Source organism: Burkholderia sp. 10_S31, from assembly GCF_056930375.1.
On sequence record NZ_JBXOWK010000003.1, the window covers coordinates 702701 to 721668 of the forward strand.

General features: G+C 68.0%; 17 protein-coding genes, 1 tRNA gene and 1 riboswitch. Of the genes, 3 read left to right on the forward strand and 15 right to left on the reverse strand.

Features of this window, described 5'->3' with window-relative positions; all coding sequences use genetic code 11:
• Positions 1 to 131 precede the first annotated feature (131 nt).
• From AC1Z3W_RS23320 to pepN, 6 genes are all read right to left on the reverse strand, one after another.
• Positions 132 to 344, reverse strand: a complete 213-nt coding sequence (locus tag AC1Z3W_RS23320; RefSeq protein ID WP_057928537.1) for a hypothetical protein — start codon at positions 342 to 344, stop codon at positions 132 to 134.
• On the reverse strand, positions 341 to 2086 hold the full coding sequence (locus AC1Z3W_RS23325) for an FAD-dependent oxidoreductase (RefSeq protein ID WP_124834116.1): 1746 nt from the start codon (positions 2084 to 2086) through the stop codon (positions 341 to 343). Before AC1Z3W_RS23325 ends, AC1Z3W_RS23320 begins: the two co-directional genes overlap by 4 nt.
• Positions 2087 to 2261: 175 nt before the next feature.
• Positions 2262 to 3041: a helix-turn-helix transcriptional regulator gene (locus AC1Z3W_RS23330; protein WP_483509582.1), complete on the reverse strand. Its 780-nt coding sequence runs from the start codon at positions 3039 to 3041 to the stop codon at positions 2262 to 2264.
• A 169-nt stretch (positions 3042 to 3210) separates the two neighbouring features.
• Positions 3211 to 3286: transfer RNA gene (locus AC1Z3W_RS23335), tRNA-Thr, on the reverse strand.
• Positions 3287 to 3494: 208 nt separating this feature from the next.
• A complete protein-coding gene (locus tag AC1Z3W_RS23340) occupies positions 3495 to 4508 on the reverse strand; it encodes a class 1 fructose-bisphosphatase (protein ID WP_057928540.1) in 1014 nt (337 codons plus the stop codon).
• A gap of 290 nt (positions 4509 to 4798) precedes the next feature.
• Positions 4799 to 7492: an aminopeptidase N gene (gene pepN, locus AC1Z3W_RS23345; RefSeq protein ID WP_483508528.1), complete on the reverse strand. Its 2694-nt coding sequence runs from the start codon at positions 7490 to 7492 to the stop codon at positions 4799 to 4801.
• Positions 7493 to 7678: 186 nt separating this feature from the next.
• Here pepN and AC1Z3W_RS23350 point away from each other — a divergent pair, with 186 nt between their 5' ends.
• Positions 7679 to 8383, forward strand: coding sequence for a DUF4136 domain-containing protein (locus AC1Z3W_RS23350; protein WP_124834114.1), 705 nt, complete (start codon positions 7679 to 7681; stop codon positions 8381 to 8383).
• 52 nt (positions 8384 to 8435) lie between these two features.
• Here the strand turns inward: AC1Z3W_RS23350 and AC1Z3W_RS23355 are convergent, their stop codons facing one another.
• From AC1Z3W_RS23355 to AC1Z3W_RS23390, 8 genes are all read right to left on the reverse strand, one after another.
• Complete coding sequence (locus AC1Z3W_RS23355) at positions 8436 to 9008, reverse strand: TMEM165/GDT1 family protein (RefSeq protein ID WP_124834113.1); 573 nt, start codon at positions 9006 to 9008, stop codon at positions 8436 to 8438.
• Positions 9009 to 9086: 78 nt separating this feature from the next.
• A riboswitch (yybP-ykoY riboswitch) is annotated at positions 9087 to 9224 on the reverse strand.
• Between the two features lie 96 nt (positions 9225 to 9320).
• Positions 9321 to 10637, reverse strand: coding sequence for a guanine deaminase (gene guaD / locus AC1Z3W_RS23360; protein ID WP_057928137.1), 1317 nt, complete (start codon positions 10635 to 10637; stop codon positions 9321 to 9323).
• Positions 10634 to 11047: a hypothetical protein gene (locus AC1Z3W_RS23365; RefSeq protein WP_483508530.1), complete on the reverse strand. Its 414-nt coding sequence runs from the start codon at positions 11045 to 11047 to the stop codon at positions 10634 to 10636. Before AC1Z3W_RS23365 ends, guaD begins: the two co-directional genes overlap by 4 nt.
• Before the next feature lie 27 nt (positions 11048 to 11074).
• A complete protein-coding gene (locus AC1Z3W_RS23370; RefSeq protein WP_483508531.1) occupies positions 11075 to 12100 on the reverse strand; it encodes an adenosine deaminase in 1026 nt (341 codons plus the stop codon).
• Between the two features lie 18 nt (positions 12101 to 12118).
• Positions 12119 to 13123 (reverse strand): xanthine dehydrogenase accessory protein XdhC, encoded by a 1005-nt coding sequence (gene xdhC, locus AC1Z3W_RS23375; protein ID WP_483508532.1) that lies wholly within the window; start codon positions 13121 to 13123, stop codon positions 12119 to 12121.
• Positions 13124 to 13724: 601 nt separating this feature from the next.
• Positions 13725 to 14237 (reverse strand): disulfide bond formation protein B, encoded by a 513-nt coding sequence (locus tag AC1Z3W_RS23380; protein WP_124834109.1) that lies wholly within the window; start codon positions 14235 to 14237, stop codon positions 13725 to 13727.
• Positions 14238 to 14386: 149 nt separating this feature from the next.
• Positions 14387 to 15763 (reverse strand): amidase, encoded by a 1377-nt coding sequence (locus AC1Z3W_RS23385; RefSeq protein WP_483508534.1) that lies wholly within the window; start codon positions 15761 to 15763, stop codon positions 14387 to 14389.
• Between the two features lie 7 nt (positions 15764 to 15770).
• Positions 15771 to 16451: a GntR family transcriptional regulator gene (locus AC1Z3W_RS23390; RefSeq protein WP_057928133.1), complete on the reverse strand. Its 681-nt coding sequence runs from the start codon at positions 16449 to 16451 to the stop codon at positions 15771 to 15773.
• A gap of 290 nt (positions 16452 to 16741) precedes the next feature.
• On the opposite strand from AC1Z3W_RS23390, the gene AC1Z3W_RS23395 reads away from it, so the two are divergent.
• Both AC1Z3W_RS23395 and AC1Z3W_RS23400 read left to right on the forward strand, forming a co-directional pair.
• Positions 16742 to 17920, forward strand: coding sequence for a gamma-glutamyl-gamma-aminobutyrate hydrolase family protein (locus AC1Z3W_RS23395; protein ID WP_057928132.1), 1179 nt, complete (start codon positions 16742 to 16744; stop codon positions 17918 to 17920).
• Between the two features lie 165 nt (positions 17921 to 18085).
• Positions 18086 to 18733: a DUF2968 domain-containing protein gene (locus tag AC1Z3W_RS23400; RefSeq protein WP_483508535.1), complete on the forward strand. Its 648-nt coding sequence runs from the start codon at positions 18086 to 18088 to the stop codon at positions 18731 to 18733.
• A gap of 107 nt (positions 18734 to 18840) precedes the next feature.
• On the opposite strand, the gene AC1Z3W_RS23405 is transcribed toward AC1Z3W_RS23400, so the two are convergent.
• Complete coding sequence (locus AC1Z3W_RS23405; RefSeq protein WP_260428289.1) at positions 18841 to 18966, reverse strand: hypothetical protein; 126 nt, start codon at positions 18964 to 18966, stop codon at positions 18841 to 18843.
• Positions 18967 to 18968: the final 2 nt, after the last annotated feature.

The following is an 18968-nucleotide window of genomic DNA, read 5'->3' on the forward strand; positions in this document are numbered from 1 at the left end:
AGTAATGTTATGCACCCTTAACGGGTTTTTCCAGGGATTCGTCTGCCTACGGCGCGGCGCCTACGCAGACGATGCGTGGCGAAATGAATATGTAAGGAGGGCGTGGCGACCGTTCGGCGGTGCGTCGTGCGTCATTGTCCGTGCGCCGGCGCCGGTGCGCCCGTATCTGGCAGGCCGTCGCCCGCGTCGGCAATCAGGCGGGCGACGGTCTTCGCATCGCCGATCGTCTCGATTGCCAGCAGCGCGAAGCGCGCGAGAAAGAGCGAGGCATCGGTTTCGCCGATGCGGGTCATCGTGTGGCACAGATCGGTGTAGAGGGTGTCGCGTTCAGTGTCGGTCATCATGCGTTTTCCTGAAGATCGGATGACGTGCGCGGATGGAGCGCGCGTTCGAGTGCGGTGGTCAGGTCGGCGGGGCGTGCGTCGTGCCAGCGGCCGAGCACGTGTCCGTCCGGACGCACGAGGTAGACGGTGCCGTCGCGCGCACCGTACAGGTCGAACAGCCGGCCGTCGGTATCGTAGCCGCCGCATCCCGGCTGTTGCGGTGCCGCGTGCCGCGCGAGCGTGACCAGCGCGAATGGTATGCCGGCGTCGTGCAGGTGCCGTTCGAGATCGTCGAACGACGGATCGGGTGCGCCGTCGCGCGTGAAGCGGAACGCCGTGAAGCACGGGCCGACGAGATCGGTCAGGTGGCTGCGACGCGCGCCGCCGGGCTTGCCGATGTCGCGCGACGCCTGCAGCATCAGCGGACATTCCGCGAGTACCGTGCCGGAGGCCGGCCCGGCTGAAAATGCATCGCGCGCGTCCGCATTGAGCGGCGACGCCGTGTAAGCGATGGCCGACGTCTGGCGCGGATTGATCAGCGAACGCAGCGCCGGATGCCGGACCGCGAGCGTCAGCACGGCCTTGCGCATCAGGTCGAACGCGAATGACGGCGGCGCCATGAACTCGGTGCTCTTGGTGCCGTAGCGCAGGTTCTCGTGCGTCGCGAACACGCGCTCGTCCGAATAGCTGTCGAGCAGCGCGTCCGACGCGAGGCCGCGAATCACGTACGCCAGTTTCCACGCGACATTGTCGGCGTCGTCGATGCCGGAATTCGCGCCGCGCACGCCGAAGATCGGCACGAGGTGTGCGGCGTCGCCGCAGAACAGCACGCGGCCGTGCCGGTAGCGTTCGAGCGTCAGTGCGTTCGCCTTGTAGATCGTGATCCAGATCGGCGACCAGTCGCCGCGCTCGCCCATCATGTCGAGCAGGTTCTGTACGCGCGGGATCACGTTCTCGGGCTTCACGGCCGCTTCGGGATCCTCGTCGTCGCGCAACTGGTAGTCGATCCGCCACACGTTGTCGGGCTGCTTGTGGACGAGCACCGTCGAGCCGGGGTTCGACGCCGGGTCGAAATACGCGAGCCGCTCGGTCGGCCGGTCGCTGTCGAGCGCGATGTCGACGATCACGTAGCGGCCTTCGTAGCGGGTTCCTTGCAGCGTCAGGCCGAGCGCTTCGCGCATCGTGCTGCGCCCGCCGTCGCTCGCGACGATCCAGTCGGCATCGAGCGCGTAGCCGCCGAGCGGCGTATCGACGTCCAGGCGCACGCCGTCCGGGTGTCGCGTGACGCCCGCGACCTTCGTCTGCCAGCGGATCTCGATGAACTCGGGGCGGCGCAGCGCGGCATCGAGCAGGAACTGCTCGATGTGATACTGCGCGAGGTTCACCATCGGCGGCAGCTTCTGGTTCTCGTCCTGCGGCATCGTGAAATGCAGTACTTCGTCGCGACGATGGAAGCTGCGTCCGCCGCTCCACGGCAGTCCGACGCGCAGGAAGTCGCCGAGCGCGCCGAGCCGCTCGATGATCTCGAGGCTGCGTCGCGAGATGCAGATCGCGCGGCTGCCGTGACAGACCGAATCGTCGGCTTCGAGCAGCACGCTGCGGATGCCGTGGTTGGCGAGGCCGAGTGCGACAGCGAGGCCGACCGGCCCGCCGCCGACGATCGCGACGCGGTGCCGCTGCGTATCGACACCATCGCTGCAGGTCGGCAGGTGCGCGGGATGACGCGCGGCGACGAACGGATATGGCTTGAATTCGATGCCCATCGTTGGCTTCCAGGGTTGCAGTGATCGGACCCGCACGCGCGATGACGCGACGCGTGCGGCAGCTCGATGCAGTATGGAAGCCGTGCCGGACACCGCTGTCCTCATTCCGGGTACGGCGAACGGCTGGTGGCGGGCCGGGACTTACCCTGACGCGTTCAGGATCGGCAGGCGCCGTTCACGGTTGCAGGCACAGCGCAAACAGCTGGCGCTGGCTCGAGATGCCGAGACGCCGATAGGCGCGCTTCTGATAAGTGACCACGCTCGATGCCTTTACGCCGATCGTCTCGCCGATCTCCTGCGCGGTTTGGCCTTCGAGCACGCCGCGCAGCACGTCGAGTTCGCGTTTGGACAGTGTCGGGCATGCGCCGCGCAGCCGCCCGAGCATCAGTTGCGGGATGCCGATCTGCGCCGAGCCCGCGAGCGCGTAGTGATGCTGCGCCGCCTGCGCGATCAACGGCGCGAGCGTTTCGATGGCCGCGATCTCGCGCGGCTGGAATGCGCCGCTGCGATGCGCGCGATACAGGTTGATCGACAGCCAGGTCGAGTCGTTCGGCTGCATCAGCAACGCGAGGCGATCGGATACGTCGGGGCCGCGGTAGCAGGCCGCGCGATATGCGTCATGACCGATCTCGTCGCCGGTCTGCTGATGCAGCAGCACGTCGCGGCGGTGCGTGCCGCGACCGGCGGCCGAAACGATCTTCTGGTTGCCGTCGAGCGCATAGAAATGTCGCGCGTAGGTGTCCGCGACATCGCGCAGGTAGCGGCCGCCGCGATGATCGGCGACCGACACGGTGCGTGGCCGGTTGCCGAACTCGTACGCGAAGATCGTGCACTGCGTGACGGACAGCGCATCGTCGAACAGCTTCAGGATTTCCGCGGCGAACGCGTTCGGGTCACTGCCGCCGATCGCGGCGACGAGACCGGTCGCGCGAGACGCCAGGTGCGCATGATGCAGGGAGAGGGCCGGGTGGTCCGGCGATTGTAATCGGCGGCGCGGGAGTCGGGAGATGCCCGCAAGCGGAATTGACGGGGGAGGGCAGGCGCACGATTCCGTGTGTATCGGAAAACGTGGGCCGGAAAAGAGAAAAGGCCTGACAAGCATCACTTGTCAGGCCTTTATATCTTGGTGCCGGAGATAGGAGTCGAACCTACGACCTTCGCATTACGAATGCGCTGCTCTACCAACTGAGCTACACCGGCAGCAGAGAAATGAAATTATATGGTGAAATCCGAGATCTTGGCAATAGGTTTTGCGAATTTTTTTCAGCTTGTTGCTGCTGCTTCGCGAAACCCTCGATCCGGCGGACTTCCCGCTTTCACTTCACTGCGATGCGGCCTGTCAGGGCCACATCGCGAAGGCGCGATTGTACTGACGTCTCGCACCTCCGTCTAGTGCTGCGGTGCAAATTTATTTGCCTTCGTCGTGATAGCCGGTCACGCGTTCGACTTCGTTCTTCGAACCGAGGAATACCGGCACGCGCTGGTGCAGGCCGGTCGGCTGCACTTCCATGATGCGCTGCGTGCCCGTCGTCGCGGCGCCGCCCGCCTGTTCGACGATGAACGACATCGGGTTCGCTTCATACATCAGGCGCAGCTTGCCCGGACGATCGGGCGTGCGCTTGTCGGCCGGGTACATGAAGATGCCGCCGCGGTTCAGGATCCGGTGCACGTCGGCAACCATCGACGCGATCCAGCGCATGTTGAAGTTGTCGCCGCGCGGGCCTTCCTTGCCGGCGTTCAGTTCGTCGACGTAGCGCTGGACCGGCTCGTACCAGTGGCGTGCGTTCGACGCGTTGATCGCGTATTCGCGCGTATCGGCCGGGATCTGCATGTTGCTTTGCGTGAGCACCCACGAGCCGACTTCGCGGTCGAGCGTGAAGCAGTTCACGCCGTTGCCGGTCGTCAGCACGAACACGGTCTGCGGGCCGTACACCGCGTAGCCGGCCGCGACCTGCTGCGTGCCCGGCTGCAGGAACGATTCCTCGGTGGCCAGCTTGCCGTCCGGGCAGCGCAGCACCGAGAAGATCGTGCCGATCGACACGTTCACGTCGATGTTCGACGAACCGTCGAGCGGGTCGAACACGAGCAGGTATTCGCCGCGCGGGTAGTTCGCGGGGATCGGGAAGAACGTTTCCATCTCTTCCGATGCCATCGCGGCGAGGTTGCCGCCCCATTCGTTCGCGTCGAGCAGGATCTCGTTCGACAGGATGTCGAGCTTCTTCTGCACTTCGCCCTGGACGTTCTCGCTGCCGGCGGTACCGAGTGCATCGCCGAGCGCGCCCTTCGACACGTTGTAGCTGATCGCCTTGCACGCGCGAGCGACGACTTCGATCAGCAGGCGGAGGTCGGCGGGGAGGTTGTTGGTCTCACGCTGCTGCTCGATCAGGAACTTGGACAGCGTGGTGCGGCGGGCAATGGACATGACAGACTCCGAAAGGCTAAAGAATCCTTGAATTGCCGCAATTTTACCCGGCGCGCCTGCCGACCCGCCGCCTTTTTTCGTCCCGTTACATGGCCGGGCAGCCGATCCGGCCGGGTGCCGGCGAGCGGCTTAGAGCGGAGCGGCCCTGCTGCCGCCGGAAAACCGCGTGCCCGAACGCGTTGTCCGGCTCCGACCCCGCCAACCTTCAGTCGATAAAAAAAGCCGGCGCCGCAACGGGGGCGGCGCCGGCTTAGTCGCGTGGAGGCGCGACGCGAATCGCGTGCGTGACCTTACGCGAGCGCCTTCTCGACGATCTCGCGCACGTCGCGCGATTTCGCGCCGGCCGCGACCTGCTCGAGCGCTTCGCGCATCCGGTCGCGCAGCGCCGGCGTGAAGCGGCGCCACAGTTCGAGCGAGCGGGCGAGGCGCGCGGCGACCTGCGGGTTGATCGCATCGAGCGCGAGCACCTGCTCGGCCCAGAACGCGTAGCCCGAACCGTCCGCCGCATGGAATTGCGCCGGGTTCGCCGCGCAGAAGCTGAAGATCAGCGAGCGTGCGCGGTTCGGGTTCTTCAGGTTGAACGCGGGGTGAGCCATCAGCTTGCGGACCTTCGCGAGCGTCGGCTGGGCGGACGAGCCGCGCTGCGCGGCCTGCATCGCGAACCACTTGTCGATCACGAGCGCTTCCTTCTCGAAGCGACGGTAGAAGTCGTCGAGTGCGCGCGTGGCCGCGTCGTTCGCGCCCGAGGCCGCGGCGGACAGCAGGGCACCGAGCGCGGCAGCGCGATCGGTCATGTTGTTTGCCGCGTCGTACTGCGCGGTCGCGATGCGCACGGCGTCGGCCGGATCCTCGAGTTCGGCGAGATACGCGAGCGCGAGGTTCTTCAGCGCGCGGCGGCCGGACGCTTCGGGCGTCGGCTCGTACGCGCCCGGCGTCTGGTGCTGCTCGAACGCGGCGAGCCACTCGGCGCGCAGCGCGGTCGCGAGCTGGCGGCGCACGAACTGGCGCGCGCGATGCACGGCGGCTGGATCGGCTTCCGCCATCTGGTCGGCCAGATAGGTTTCCGACGGCAGCGTCAGCGCGAGTTCGCGGAACGCGGGCGACAGGTTTTCATCGGTCAGCACGCGGCGGAACGCGGCGACGAAGTTCTCGCCGAGCGTGAGCGGCTCGTTCGCGGCGGCGCGCGCGGCAAGCGTCAGCAGCGCGCGCGTCGCGAGGCGCTGGCCGGCCTCCCAGCGGTTGAACGGGTCGCTGTCGTGCGCGAGCAGGAACGCGAGATCGTTGTCGCTGTAGTCGTACTCGACGATCACCGGCGCCGAGAAATTGCGCAGCAGCGACGGCAGCGGCTGTTCCGGCACGTCGACGAACGTGAAGGTCTGTTCGGTGTCGGTGAAGTCGAGCACGCGCGTCGTGCCCGACGCGGCGGCTTCGCCGTCGAGGCGCAACGGCAGGTCACGGCCGTCGCGGCCGATCAGGCCGATCGCGAACGGGATCAGCAGCGGCCCCTGTTGCGTCTCGCGTGCGGCCGGCGACGCGTCGCCGTAGCCCTGCGCGAGCGTGACAGTGTAGCGGCGCGCGGCCGTGTCGTAGGCGGTGCGCACCGACACGCGCGGCGTGCCGGCCTGGCTGTACCAGCGCTCGAATTGCGCGAGATCGCGCCCGTTCGCGTCGGCCATCGCGTGGCGGAAGTCGTCGCACGTCACCGCGTGACCGTCGTGGCGCTTGAAGTACAGGTCCATCCCCTTGCGGAACCCGTCGCGGCCGAACAGCGTCTGGTACATCCGCACGACTTCCGAGCCTTTCTCGTAGACGGTCATCGTGTAGAAGTTGTTGATCTCGACGTAGCTTTCCGGACGCACCGGATGCGCCATTGGGCCCGCGTCCTCGGCGAACTGCAACTGGCGCAGCACGCGCACGTCTTCGATGCGCTTGACCGCGCGCGCCGCGGATCCGACCTCGTCGCCCGCGGCCATGTCGGCAGAGAATTCCTGGTCGCGGAACACCGTCAGGCCTTCCTTCAGGCTCAGCTGGAACCAGTCGCGGCAGGTCACGCGGTTGCCGGTCCAGTTGTGGAAGTACTCGTGGCCGACCACCGACTCGATGTTCGCGAAGTCGGTGTCGGTCGCGGTCTCGGGGTTCGCCAGCACGTACTTCGTGTTGAAGATGTTGAGCCCCTTGTTCTCCATCGCGCCCATGTTGAAGTCGCCGACCGCGACGATCATGAAGCGGTCGAGATCGAGCTCGAGGCCGAAGCGCTTCTCGTCCCAGCGGATCGAATGGATCAGCGAATCCATCGCGTGACGGGTCTTGTCGAGATCGGCCGGTTCGACCCAGACCTGCAGCAGTTTTTCCTTGCCGGAGCCGGACGTGATCTTTTCCTCGATCGCGACGAGCTTGCCCGCGACGAGCGCGAACAGGTAGCTCGGCTTGCGGAACGGATCTTCCCATTTCGCGAAGTGGCGGCCGTCGGGCAGCTCGCCCGAATCGACCAGGTTGCCGTTCGACAGCAGCACCGGATAGGCGGCCTTGTCGGCGCGCAGCGTGACGGTGTACGACGCCATCACGTCGGGGCGGTCGAGGAAGTAGGTGATGCGGCGAAAGCCTTCGGCCTCGCATTGCGTGAAGAAGTTGCCGCTCGATACGTACAGGCCGGACAGCGTCGTGTTCTGGTCCGGCGCGCACGCGCTATCGAGCGTGAGCTCGAATGCGTCGGGCACGTTCTCGACGGTCAGCCCGTGTTCATGTGCGCGCACCGCACCGTACGGCGCGCCGTCGAGCTGCGCGTCGAGGAACTCGAGCGCTTCGCCCATCAGCTCCAGATGCGGGGTCGGCGCCGCGTCCGGATTGCGGCGCACGCGCATCGTATTCCTGACGATCGTGCGGGCCGGCGCGAGATCGAATTCGAGTGCGACGGAATCGATGAGGAAGGCCGGCGGCGTGTAGTCGGCGCGGCGGATCACGGTGGAGGAGGCGTTGTCGGACATGGTCGTCGAGATCGGTGGAGTGGGGATCGGGCCCGCAGCGCGGGCCGGGCGAACCGGGCCATTGTACAAAGGCTTGCGGCCGCGTGCCGGGCGAACTTTTTACCGGTTGCGGCAGTCCGCGTATTATCGGCATCCCGTGCGGTTCGCGCGGTGCGACGAACGGGTGACGGATCGACGAGGATCAACATGAAACGCGAATGGATTCAACGCGGTGCGGGTTGGGCGGCGGTGCTGTGCGTGGCGCTGCTGACGGGCTGCACCAGCTACGTGACGACGCAGGTCACGGCCTTCTCCGACTGGAGCGGCAGCGACGCGACACGCACTTACGCCTTCACGCGCACCGATGCGCAGAAGCACAGCATCGAGCAGTCGACCTACGAGCCGATCGTCGCGAACGAGTTGTCCGCGTATGCGTTCCGGCAGGTGCCGACCGCGCAGGCGCGCTATCTGGTCGGGTTGACCTACGGGGTCGGCAGCGATCTGGTGACGGTGCCGCAGCCGGTCTACTACGACCCGTGGTTCATGGGGCCGGGGCCGTACTGGCGGGGCGGGCCGTGGGGCCCGTGGGGGCCCTGGGGGCCGATGCCGGCCGGCTATGTCGCGCAGACCTACCAGGTCTTCGACTACACGCTCGGCATCCGGATTACCGAGCGTGCCACCGGCAAGGAGGTCTACAACGTGACCGCACGCACCACCGGCGACAACGGTGCGCTGCTGTATGCGATGCCGTTTCTCGCGCGCAGCGCGCTCGCCGATTTCCCGTTGGCGAACGGCGCGATCCGCACGGTGCGGCTGCCGGTCGACAAGCGCGGTGGCCCGGCTGCGCCGCAGGCCGCCAACGAGCGTGCGGTGCCGGCCGTGCCGGCATCGGGCGCGGTGGTCGCGAAGTAACGCGCTGTCGACTCTGGCGCGGCCGCCCGGCCGCGCCGCTTGCCGGCGTGCGTCAGACCCCGACGCCGAGCAACGCCAGTGCGCCCAGCACGACGAACAGCACGGCCGCGATGCCGTGGACCAGCTTCGTCGGCAGGCAGTGCGCGAAACGGTCGCCCAGCAGGATCGCGGGCACGTTCGCGAGCATCATCCCGAAGGTCGTGCCGGCCACCACGCCGATGTAATCCTGGAAGCGCGCGGCGAGCGCGACGGTCGCGATCTGCGTCTTGTCGCCCATTTCCGCGAGGAAGAACGCGACGAGCGTCGCGCCGAACACGCCGAGCCGCGAGCGGTTCGTATTGGCTTCGTCGGCATCAAGCTTGTCCGGCACGAGGATCCACAACCCCATCGCGATGAACGAGAACGCGAGCGCCCAGCGCATGATCGACGGCGTGACAAGCGCGCCGAGCCATTCGCCGAGCGCGCCGGCGAAGCCGTGGTTCACCAGCGTCGCGACGAGCACGCCGAGAATGATCGGCACGGGCTTGCGATAGCGCGCGGCCAGCACGAGGGACAGCAGTTGGGTCTTGTCGCCGATTTCAGCGAGGGCGACGGCGCCGGTGGAGATCAGGAAGGCTTGGGACACGTATGGGGTTCCACGGGCCGGTGTTGTGCGTGCGAGCGACGATCCGCCGCGCGCCGGGCCCTGAAGCGGCGCGTAGTGAACCATCGGTCTCGCCAGGCCTCGGTGGCTGCGTCCGCCATGGCCGAACGGCCAAGTCTGTTGACGGACGCCTCCGTCACGATGCGCGCCGGGGGCGCGGGGCATCGAGCGGAGCGGCTACTCCCCAATGAGCGGCGAATTCTAGCACGGTGTGTGCCGTGCGCGGCGCGAATTCGGCGGCTCCGGCATGCATCGTGGCGCATGCCGGAGCAGGGCGAGGCAAACGCGCGTGAGTTACGCGGCGGCGCGGCGCGCGGCGCCGCGCTCGTGCACGAGCCGGCCGGCCGCGTATGTGCGATACACGGCACGGTCGTCGCCGAGCAGTGCGAACGCGAACAGCAGTTCCTCGAGCGAATCCGCGCGCTTCGTGCGGCGCGCGAGCAGCGGCGTGGCCTGCGGGTCGAGCACGACGAAGTCCGCTTCGGTGCGCGGCGCGAGCGTGCCGACCGTGTCGGCGAGATCGAGCGCCTGCGCGGCGCCGGCCGTCGCGAGCCAGAACATCCGCGTGGCGCTCAGGTGGTGGCCCGACAGCCGCGCGACCTTGTGCGCCTCGTTCATCGTCTGCAGCATCGAGAACGACGTGCCGCCGCCGACGTCGGTGGCGAGCGTGACAGGCACGTCGTATTCGCCAGCCTTGTCGAAGTCGAACAGCCCGCTGCCGAGGAAGAAGTTCGACGTCGGGCAGTGCGCGACCACTGTGCGCGTCTCGGCCATCCGGCGGCGGTCCTCGTCGTCGAGGTGGATGCAGTGGCCGTACACCGCGCGCGGACGCAGCAGCCCGTAGCGATCGTAGATGTCGAGATAGCTGCGGTGGCCGGGGAACAGCTCCGCGACCCATTTCACTTCATCGACGTTTTCCGCGACGTGGCTCTGCACGAACACGTCCGGATGGCGGCGCGCGAGTTCGCCGCATGCCTCGAGCTGGGCCTCGGTGGACGTCGGCGCGAAGCGCGGCGTGAGCGCGTACAGCTGGCGGCCGTTGCCGTGCCAGCGGTCGATCAGCTCGGCGCTGTCGTCATAGCCCGATTGCGCGGTGTCGCGCAGGAACTCGGGGCAGTTGCGGTCCATCAGCACCTTGCCCGCGATCATCCGCACGTCGCGGGCATCGCTCGCCGCGAACAGCGCGTCGGCCGACTGCTTGTGCACGGTGCAGTAGACGAGCGCGCTTGTCGTGCCGCACGCGAGCAGTTCTTCGACGAAGAAGTCGGCGACTTCGCGCGCATGCTCCGGATCGCCGAACTGGCGCTCGGTCGGGAACGTGTACTTGTCGAGCCATGGCAGCAGGCCGGGGGCCGGCGACGCAATCATGTCCGTCTGCGGATAGTGGATGTGCGTGTCGATGAAGCCGGGCACGATCAGCTTGTCGCGCAGGTCGTGGACGACCGCGTCGCGCGCGAGCGTCGCGGCGAGCCGCGCATGCGGGCCGGCCGCGACGACCTTGCCGTCGTCGACGATCAGCAGGCCGTCGGTCTCGTAGTTTGCGGCCTGGCTCGACTGCGCCGGGTCGCCGTTGAAGGTCAGCAGCTGGGAACGGAAAGCGGTTTGCGTCATGACGAATGGTCCTGCATCAAGGTAAGGCGAACAGAAGAAAACGGTCGGCGCCGGGCGCGCGACGGGGTGGACGGCGTGGCCGGTGTCCGCACGCGGCGGCGATACGCGGATGGCTCGGGCGCGAAGCCTGACGCGCTGCGGGCTGCGATTGCACACACGAGCGCGGCGGCGGCAACCGGCACACGGCTGCCGGGCGGCAGCGCCGCGATGGCAGTGACAATCGCAATCGCGACCGGCACGGCGACGAACGGCACGACGAGCCGCAACGACAGGCGTTCGCGCGCGGCGGCGGAGCGTGCCGTCGCTATGCGTGCGATGGATGCCATGCCCGCATGCACGCACGGTGCACGGGCGGCGCGGCGCAGGGCCGAACCGGTCGTCGCGAAGCGGATGTCGTTGCGGGGTTTCATCTGTCTAGCGAACCTCGATGCCGGCCGTCACGCGGCCTGCCAGTACGAATCGAGACGCGCGATCAGCGCATCGCGCTCTACCGCATCGACGAACGACGCCTCGAAGCCGTTGCGGATCACGGTCTGCACTTCGGCGTCCGTCAGCTGCAGCCCGTCGACCGTCGCGAAGTAGTTGTCGTTGACGTAGCCGCCGAAGTAGGCCGGGTCGTCGGAGTTGATCGTCACCGCGACGCCGCGATCGAGCAGCGCCTTCAGCGTGTGCTTCGTCATGTCGTCGAACACGCACAGCTTCAGGTTCGACAGCGGGCATACGGTCAGCGCCATGCGCGTGCGTGCGAGGCGTTCGACGAGCGCCGCGTCCTCGATGCTGCGCACGCCGTGGTCGATCCGGTCGACCTTCAGCACGTCGAGCGCTTCGTAGATATAGGCGGGCGGGCCTTCCTCGCCCGCATGCGCGACGAGCTTCAGCCCGAGCGCGCGCGCCTTCTCGAACACGCGCGCGAACTTCGTCGGCGGATGGCCGAGCTCGGACGAGTCGAGGCCGACGCCGATCAGCCGATGGCGATAGCGTTCGAACAGCGGCAGCGCGGATTCGAACGTCGCGAGCGCGTCTTCCTCGGACAGGTGGCGCAGAAAACACAGGATCAGCTTGCTCGACAGCCCGCGCTGCTCGGCATCGGCGAGCGCGCGATCGATGCCGGCCACCACCGTTTCGATCGGCACGCCGCGTTCGGTGTGCGTCTGCGGGTCGAAGAACAGTTCGGTGTGGATGACGTTGTCGGCGAGCGCGCGTTCGCAGTACGCGGCCGTCATGTCGTAGAAATCCTGCTCGGTCAGCAGCACGCTCGCGCCGGCGTAGTAGATGTCGAGGAACGACTGCAGGTCGGTGAACGCGTACGCGGCGCGCAGTGCGTCGATCGACTCGTACGCGAGCTTCACGCCGTTGCGCTGCGCGAGCGCGAAAATCAGTTCGGGCTCGAGCGAGCCTTCGATGTGGATGTGCAGCTCCGCTTTCGGAGCGCGGGCAATCTTGTCCTTGAATGTCGGGGTCATGGCGTTGTTCTTGGTCGGTCAGAAGGTAGGGGAAGCCTGCGCGGGCGCGTTCGCCTCGACGGCCTGCAGCAACTGCGCGGCCACCGAGATCGCGATCACTTCGGGCGCCTTGTCGATGATGCCTTCGACGCCGATCGGGCAGCGCATCCGCGCGACCTGGGCCGGGTCGATGCCGATCGCTGCCAGCCGGTGGTCGAACTGCACGCGCTTGGTGTGCGAGCCGGTCATCCCGAAGTACGCATAATCGCCGCGCCGCAGGATGCGCTCGGCCAGCACGAAATCGAGTGTGTGGTCGTGCGTCATCACGACGAAGTACGCGTGCGGCGGCGCAGTGTCGACGGCGTCTGCCGGGCTGGCGAGCGCGTCGATCGCGAGATTGCCGATCCCGGCGAGCGCCTCGGCCGGCGGGAACCCCGCATCGGGTCCGTCGATCCAGCGCACGTGGCACGGCAGCGTCGCCAGTACCTTCACGAGTGCGGTGCCGATGTGTCCGGCGCCGAACAGCATGACGGGAAATGCATACGGCGCGATCGTTTCGGTCATCAGCGACACGCCGCCGGTTTCCCACAGCAGGCAATCGGCACGCGCGGCGGGCGATTCGGGCTCGCTCAGCAGCGGCGCGCCCGGCGCGGGGCCGAATGATACGCTACGCACGGTCGCCGCGCCGGCCGCGACGCGCTTCGCGAGCGACATGATCCAGCCGAGGTCGCCGACGTCGAGCCGCTCGAACGCGAGCACGACCGCGCCGCCGCAGCACTGGCCGAGGCTCGGGCCGAGCGCGAGCCGTTCGAGCCTGCGCGCGTGGGGCACGTGCGCACCGTCCTTCAGCAGATGCCGCGCGATCTCGATCGCCTTCCATTCCAGATGACCGCCGCCGATCGTATGGCGGGCCGTGTCGCGCGTGACGAGCATCTTGGTGCCGGCCTCGCGCGGCGCGGAGCCGTCGGTATGCGCGACCGTCACGAGCACGGCCGCTTCGCCGTGCGCGAGCAGTTGCTGCAGATCGCCGAGCCAGGCTTCCATCAGCACGCTCCGTTCGGGACGACGCGGCACGACGCGCGGCGCGGGCTGGCGGGCGCGGTGGCAACGAGGACTGACGGGAGCGGGACGGGCCGGTCGCACGATCGATGCGGTGCGGCGGCGGCGCGCCGAAGGCGCGCGCATACGACGCCGCGGGACGCGCGGACGCCATGAGGGTGACGGATGCGGATGGTTTGCGTTGTCATGATGAATCCAGTCGACATTGCGGATCGGGCGCGCGTTACGCAGGAGGTGAGACCGCCCGGCCTCGCGCACGTAGATCGCCATCCAGTCGCGAAGATAGCACTGCAAGGCGACGGGAACATCGCCGGGCGGTGATCCGGACTATCAGACGGCGATCATGTCGATCATAGGCCCGCCGCGCGGGATCGGGGCGCCGATGCGCGCGCATCGGGCCGGAACGCTTGTGCGGCGGGGCGTGCGCACGGATGTCGCGCGATGCGCGTTCGCCCGGAAATTCGGGCTGCGGCGGGGGTAGGTGTTTACGCGCGGCCGACAGGGTGCGGCCGCGAGAGACGTTGCGGGTGGAGCCGGACGAACCAGGATCGGCGGCTCCGACCGGTCGGCCGGGCCGCGCGGCGGGTTAGCCTGCCAGCTTGCGGCGATGGCGCCAGACGCTCGAGGCAACGGCGATCAGGATCACGGCGAAGCCGATCAGCGCCCAGCCGGGCAGCAGGATGCCGAAGATCGGCGGGTAGACCGTCTCGCACAGGCCGGCGACCTTGAACATGCCGGGGAACCACTGGGCAGGCGGCAGGCTGTCGACGATCGGCTGCAGCGTGTCGAAGCCGCAGCTGAAGCCCGGATTCATCTGGATCGACAGGTGCCGCGCGGCGGTGCCGACGCCGCCGGCCGCGGCGATCGCGATCAGCAGCTCGAGCACCCAGATGCCGCGCCAGTTGCGCATCCCGGCGGCCAGGAACGCGAAGATCCCGATCGCCGCGAAGAAGTAGCGCTGGATGATGCACAGCGGGCACGGATCCTCGTTCTTGACGTATTGCAGGTACAGCGCGCCGGCCAGCAGGGCGATGCATACCCAGCCGAGCAGCATCAGCAGGCGGCGTTCACGGCGGAGGGCGAGCGTGGAGTCGTTCATGTCGGCGGGATTCCTGTCGTTGGTCGGTCCGAGAAACAATCGCGCGATTTTAGCGCGAACGATCTGGCACGAAACTGACAGCGCGGGTGCGGCACCACGCCGCACCCGCTTCGTCCGGTTCGTCGGCCGCCGTCATTGCGCCGGTGCGGTCACCGGATCGTGTTCAGCACGGCCTCGACCGCCTGGCCGATCGCGAGCAGCGCATCGTCGCGATGCGGCGCGGCCGCGAGCATCAGGCCGACGGGCGCCGCGTCGCGCGGATGGCACGGCAGCGACAGCGCACATGCGTCGAGGAAGTTGAAGGCGCTCGGGTTGCGCAGGATCAGCGCATTGGTGCGCGTGAATGCGGCGTCGTCCGCCTCGAGTTCGGCGATGCGCGGCGGCACGACGGGCACCGTCGGTGCGACGAGCGCGTCGAAGCGCGACCAGACCGTGTGCGCCGCTTCGTCCAGCATCGCGTGGCGGGCCGCGAGCAGGTCGAGATAGTCGGCCGCGCTCGCCGGTTCGCCCTTCAGGATGCGCGACAGCACGCGCGGGTCGTATTGGTCGCGGTGCTGCGCGAGCAGCGGGCGATGCCACGCGTATGCCTCGATCGGCGAGAAGCCGAAGCGGTTGATGTCAGGCAGCCGGTCGAGCGCGGAGAAGCGCACTTCCGTGACGATCGCGCCGGCGGCTTCGAGATGTTTCAGCGAGGCATCGAGCGCAGCGGCGACGTCCGCGTCGACGCCGTCCGTCACATAGTTGGTCAGCACGCCGAGCCGCAAGCCTTCGAGCGGCCGCATGGCCGGCACGTGCGGCTCGAGGCCCGCGAGCATCCGGTCAACGAGGGCGCAGCAGGCAACCGTCAGGCCGATCGGCCCGAACGAGTCGAGCGTCGTCGACAGCGGCACGCCGCCTTGCGTCGGAATCCGGCTTGCGGTCGGCTTGAAGCCCGTGAGCCCGCACAGCGCGGCCGGAATCCGGATCGAGCCGCCGGTGTCGGTGCCGAGCGCGACGGCCGCCATCCCGTCGGCGACGGACGCGGCCGCACCGGACGACGAGCCGCCGGCAATCCGCGCGTCGCCCGGTACGTCGCGGCGGTACGGCGAGCGCGGCGTGCCGAAGTGCGGATTGAGGCCGAGCCCCGAGAACGCGAACTCGCTCATGTTGGTGCGGCCGACCAGCACCGCGCCCGCCCGCTTGAGCCGCGCGACGGCGACCGCGTCGGCCTGCGCTGGCGGCGCGCCGTCGAGCACGCGCGAACCGGCGCGCGTCACCTGGCCCGCGACGTCGAACAGGTCCTTCACCGACACGGGGATGCCCGCGAGCGGCGACAGCACGGTGCCCGCGGCGCGCAGGCGATCGTGTGCATCGGCGGCCGCGCGCGCGTTGTCGGCGTCGACTTCGGTGAAGACGGCCGCGCCCTGGCCCGACGGATCGGCGATCCGTTCGAGCGCGACGTCGACGAGCGCGCGGCTTGTGGTCCGGCCGGCGGAGAGGTCGGTGGCGAGCTGGGCGAGCGGGGGGAAGGGCGTGAAAGTGGTCATGGGCGGCTCAGGGGCGAAGATGTTGGACAAGGGTGGCGCGAAACGAATCGATATGGCGTTCGACGGCCGCGCGCGCGCCGGCGGCGTCGCGCGCGGACAGCTGCTCGAACAGTTCGCGGTGTTCGCGCTGGACGTCGGACAGGTGGTGCGGCTCGGACAGCGTGACGAACCAGAAGCGCAGCGAGCGCTCGTGCAGCGCGCGCAGGATCTCCGCGAGCACCGTATTGCGTGCCGCCGCGGCGATCGCCTGATGAAACGCGCGGTCGAGTTCCATCATGCCCTCGACGTCGTGCGTATCGACGCATGCCTGCCCGTCATCGAGCAGCGCGGCGATGCGGGCGAGATCGTCGGGCGTCGCGTGACGGGCGGCGAGTTCGACGCAGTGCGCTTCGTTGATGCGCCGCACGTCGATCACCGCGACGATGTCGTCGAGCGACAGCGGCTGCACCAGCAGCCCCTTGCGCGGCATCACGGACAACAGCCCTTCGAGCACCAGCCGATGCACGGCCTGGTGGACGGGGGTGCGGCCGATGCCGGTGCGAGCGACGAGGTCGGCTTCGTTGAGCGCGGCGCCGGGTTTCAGGCGCATCGTGATGATGTCGCGCTGGATCAGCGCGTATGCGCGGTCGGCGAGGCTGAGCGCCGCTGCGGCAGGCCGGTCGCGGGGGGCGTCGGTCAGGGCGTTCATGCGGGCGGCGGCGCGTTGGCCGGGCGGGGCGCGATCATGGTGCGGGCGATCGGGGAGCGTGGACAATCCGTGAATATTATTGTGATATATCACAGATGTCCAGTTGGCCGGGGCGAGATGCGATGCCGCCAAACGGAGTGCGGTGGGGTTACGATGGCGGGTCCGGCACCGCATGCGACGACTTGCAACAATATCGACAGGATGTTGCTGGTTTACCGCGCGATCGTGCACTGAAGCATAATGAATCCTCGTCAATCCAATACGCGCGAGCGACGTACCAGACCATCGTCATGAGCGAAATCACGCCTTCCCCGGCCGGTCTGCCCGGCACTTCTTCCGCTTCTTCCGATTCCCCCCGTTCCGGTCCGGCACATATGCCGGAGGCGCCCGCCACGCGGGCTGCCGCTGCACAGAATGTTGCGGCGGACGGCGCGTCACCGGTCACGGCTGCGTCCGAGCCGGGCGCTCCGGGGGCTGCCGTCGACGGTGTTGCAGCGTCGCCGAAACCCGGCGCACCGCCGCCGGGCTTCGGCGCGCAACCCGATTTCGATACGCCGCGCCCGCCGCCCGCGAGCGCGCAGAATGCGCCGCCGGCTTACCTGAAACAAAGCGACACGCCGTGGTCGGTGTTCGGTCGGATCGTCGCCGCGCGTGCGCGTCGGCTGTTCGACCGCGCCGGCCAGCGGATCACCCAGCGCACGTTGCGCATCGGCGTATCGGCGCGCATCTTCCATCCGGAGCCGGGCGCGAAGGGGCTGCGTGGCAAGACGCTGCAGTATCTCGAGGAATCGATCGCGCACTGGGTGATGTCGCGCGACGTGCTCGTGTTCATGATTCCGACCGTCGGTCATCAGGGCATGCTGCACCCGAGCAACATCCGCCTGCGCGACTACGCGAAGCATCTCGACGGCCTGCTGCTGCAAGGCGGCGCCGACGTGTCGCCGCAAACCTACGCGGCGTCGGATGCGCGCCCCGAATGGCCGGGCGACCGCGTGCGCGACATGTACGAGCTCGAGCTGTTCCACGAATTCGTCGAGTCCGGCAAGCCGGTGCTCGGCGTGTGCCGCGGCGCCCAGCTGATCAACGTCGCGTTCGGCGGGTCGCTGTACCAGGACATCGCGACCGACGTGCCGACGGCGAATGCGCACGTGAGCGAGCATTACGACCAGCATCGCCACGCGATCCGCTTCCCCGACTCGTCGACGCTCGCGAGCATGTTCCCCGGGCGCAGCGAAGCGATCGTCAACTCGATCCACCATCAGGCGATCCGCGATCTCGGCCGCGATCTGAACATCGAGGCCGTGTCGGCCGGCGACGGGATCATCGAGGGCATCCGCTACCGGCGTGCGCCGTTCGTCGTCGGCGTGCAGTGGCACCCGGAGTTTCATCGCGCGGGCGGCTCGGAACTGCTCGACTGCACACCGCTGCTCGATGCATTCCTGCGCGCGGCACGCGAAACACGCCTGTAGCCGACGCTTGCATCGCCTCGCAGGAATGCCGGCCGCATCCCGTTAAATTTGAGATGCGGCCGTTTCGTTTTGGACCATAATCGCGACGCCCGATTCGTTCGCCGGAGTCTGACGTTGGTCTTCCGATCTTTGCCTCCCGCACGTTTTGCAACGTGGATCGTTGCGATGGCCGCCTGCGCACGCACGGGCGCAGCATGGTCCGCCGACGCGACCACACCCGTTGCGGGTACGCGCCCCGCGGTGACGAGCCTGCGCGGCGATGCCGCGCAGGCGGCGTCCGCTGCATCCGCGACGGATGCTTCCGTGCAAGGCAATGTGGCCGAACTCACGCAGATGCCGCACGACGGGCGAATCGTCGAGATGCGCACCACCTACAACGGCAGCTACGGCGCGAGCCTGATGTTCGATCCGCGCGAGATGACATATTACGTCGCGCTGTTCCAGGACAAGCATCTGTGGCGCGTGATCAAGTCGCAGGAGAAGAGCCGCGCGGAGATGGTGTACGAGAACTTCGTCCTGCAGACGGTGCAGTTCGCGGACGTCGAGATCCGTCGCACCGAACTGCAGGCGCAGAAGACGTTCCTCGAACGCGTGATTGCGCTGCAGGCGAATCGCGCACAGCAGCTGCAGACCGACCTGAGCGTCGCGCGCAGCCAGCAGGCGGAGGTCGCGCAGCGGCAGAAGTCGGCGCAGGAGCAGACGCAGGCGCTGCAGGTCGAGAAGCGGGCCGCGCAGGTGCAGTTGCGCGATCTGCAGGAGCAGGTTCGGCAACTCGAGCGGCAGGCCGAAACGGGATTGCCCACGCACAAGTGACGACGTGTCGATCCGATGGATCGACGGATGAACGAAACTCGGCGAAGCATGCTTTGCCGGGTTTTTTGTTGGGCGCTCGTCAGCGGGTAATCGTCAGCGGACAGGCATCAGCGGGCAAGCGTGTCCGGTGCGTCGGTCAGGCGGCGCTGGGACAGTTGCGCGGTCCAGTCAAAGCCGGCGGCGGGCACGTTTGCCGACCGTGCGGGGAGATTGGCTTGCAGCGTGTTGGCCATCG

Coding starts and splice junctions, on each gene's coding strand:
- AC1Z3W_RS23340 (WP_057928540.1), bottom strand. CDS start 4,508: ATGTCCATTGCCCGCCGCACCACGCTGTCCAAGTTCCTGATCGAGCAG.
- AC1Z3W_RS23405 (WP_260428289.1), bottom strand. CDS start 18,966: ATGGCCAACACGCTGCAAGCCAATCTCCCCGCACGGTCGGCAAACGTG.
- guaD (WP_057928137.1), bottom strand. CDS start 10,637: ATGACGCAAACCGCTTTCCGTTCCCAGCTGCTGACCTTCAACGGCGAC.
- xdhC (WP_483508532.1), bottom strand. CDS start 13,123: ATGGAAGCCTGGCTCGGCGATCTGCAGCAACTGCTCGCGCACGGCGAA.
- AC1Z3W_RS23395 (WP_057928132.1), top strand. CDS start 16,742: ATGAGCGAAATCACGCCTTCCCCGGCCGGTCTGCCCGGCACTTCTTCC.
- AC1Z3W_RS23365 (WP_483508530.1), bottom strand. CDS start 11,047: ATGAAACCCCGCAACGACATCCGCTTCGCGACGACCGGTTCGGCCCTG.
- AC1Z3W_RS23380 (WP_124834109.1), bottom strand. CDS start 14,237: ATGAACGACTCCACGCTCGCCCTCCGCCGTGAACGCCGCCTGCTGATG.
- AC1Z3W_RS23370 (WP_483508531.1), bottom strand. CDS start 12,100: ATGACCCCGACATTCAAGGACAAGATTGCCCGCGCTCCGAAAGCGGAG.
- pepN (WP_483508528.1), bottom strand. CDS start 7,492: ATGTCCGACAACGCCTCCTCCACCGTGATCCGCCGCGCCGACTACACG.
- AC1Z3W_RS23400 (WP_483508535.1), top strand. CDS start 18,086: ATGGCCGCCTGCGCACGCACGGGCGCAGCATGGTCCGCCGACGCGACC.
- AC1Z3W_RS23390 (WP_057928133.1), bottom strand. CDS start 16,451: ATGAACGCCCTGACCGACGCCCCCCGCGACCGGCCTGCCGCAGCGGCG.
- AC1Z3W_RS23320 (WP_057928537.1), bottom strand. CDS start 344: ATGATGACCGACACTGAACGCGACACCCTCTACACCGATCTGTGCCAC.
- AC1Z3W_RS23325 (WP_124834116.1), bottom strand. CDS start 2,086: ATGGGCATCGAATTCAAGCCATATCCGTTCGTCGCCGCGCGTCATCCC.
- AC1Z3W_RS23385 (WP_483508534.1), bottom strand. CDS start 15,763: ATGACCACTTTCACGCCCTTCCCCCCGCTCGCCCAGCTCGCCACCGAC.
- AC1Z3W_RS23350 (WP_124834114.1), top strand. CDS start 7,679: ATGAAACGCGAATGGATTCAACGCGGTGCGGGTTGGGCGGCGGTGCTG.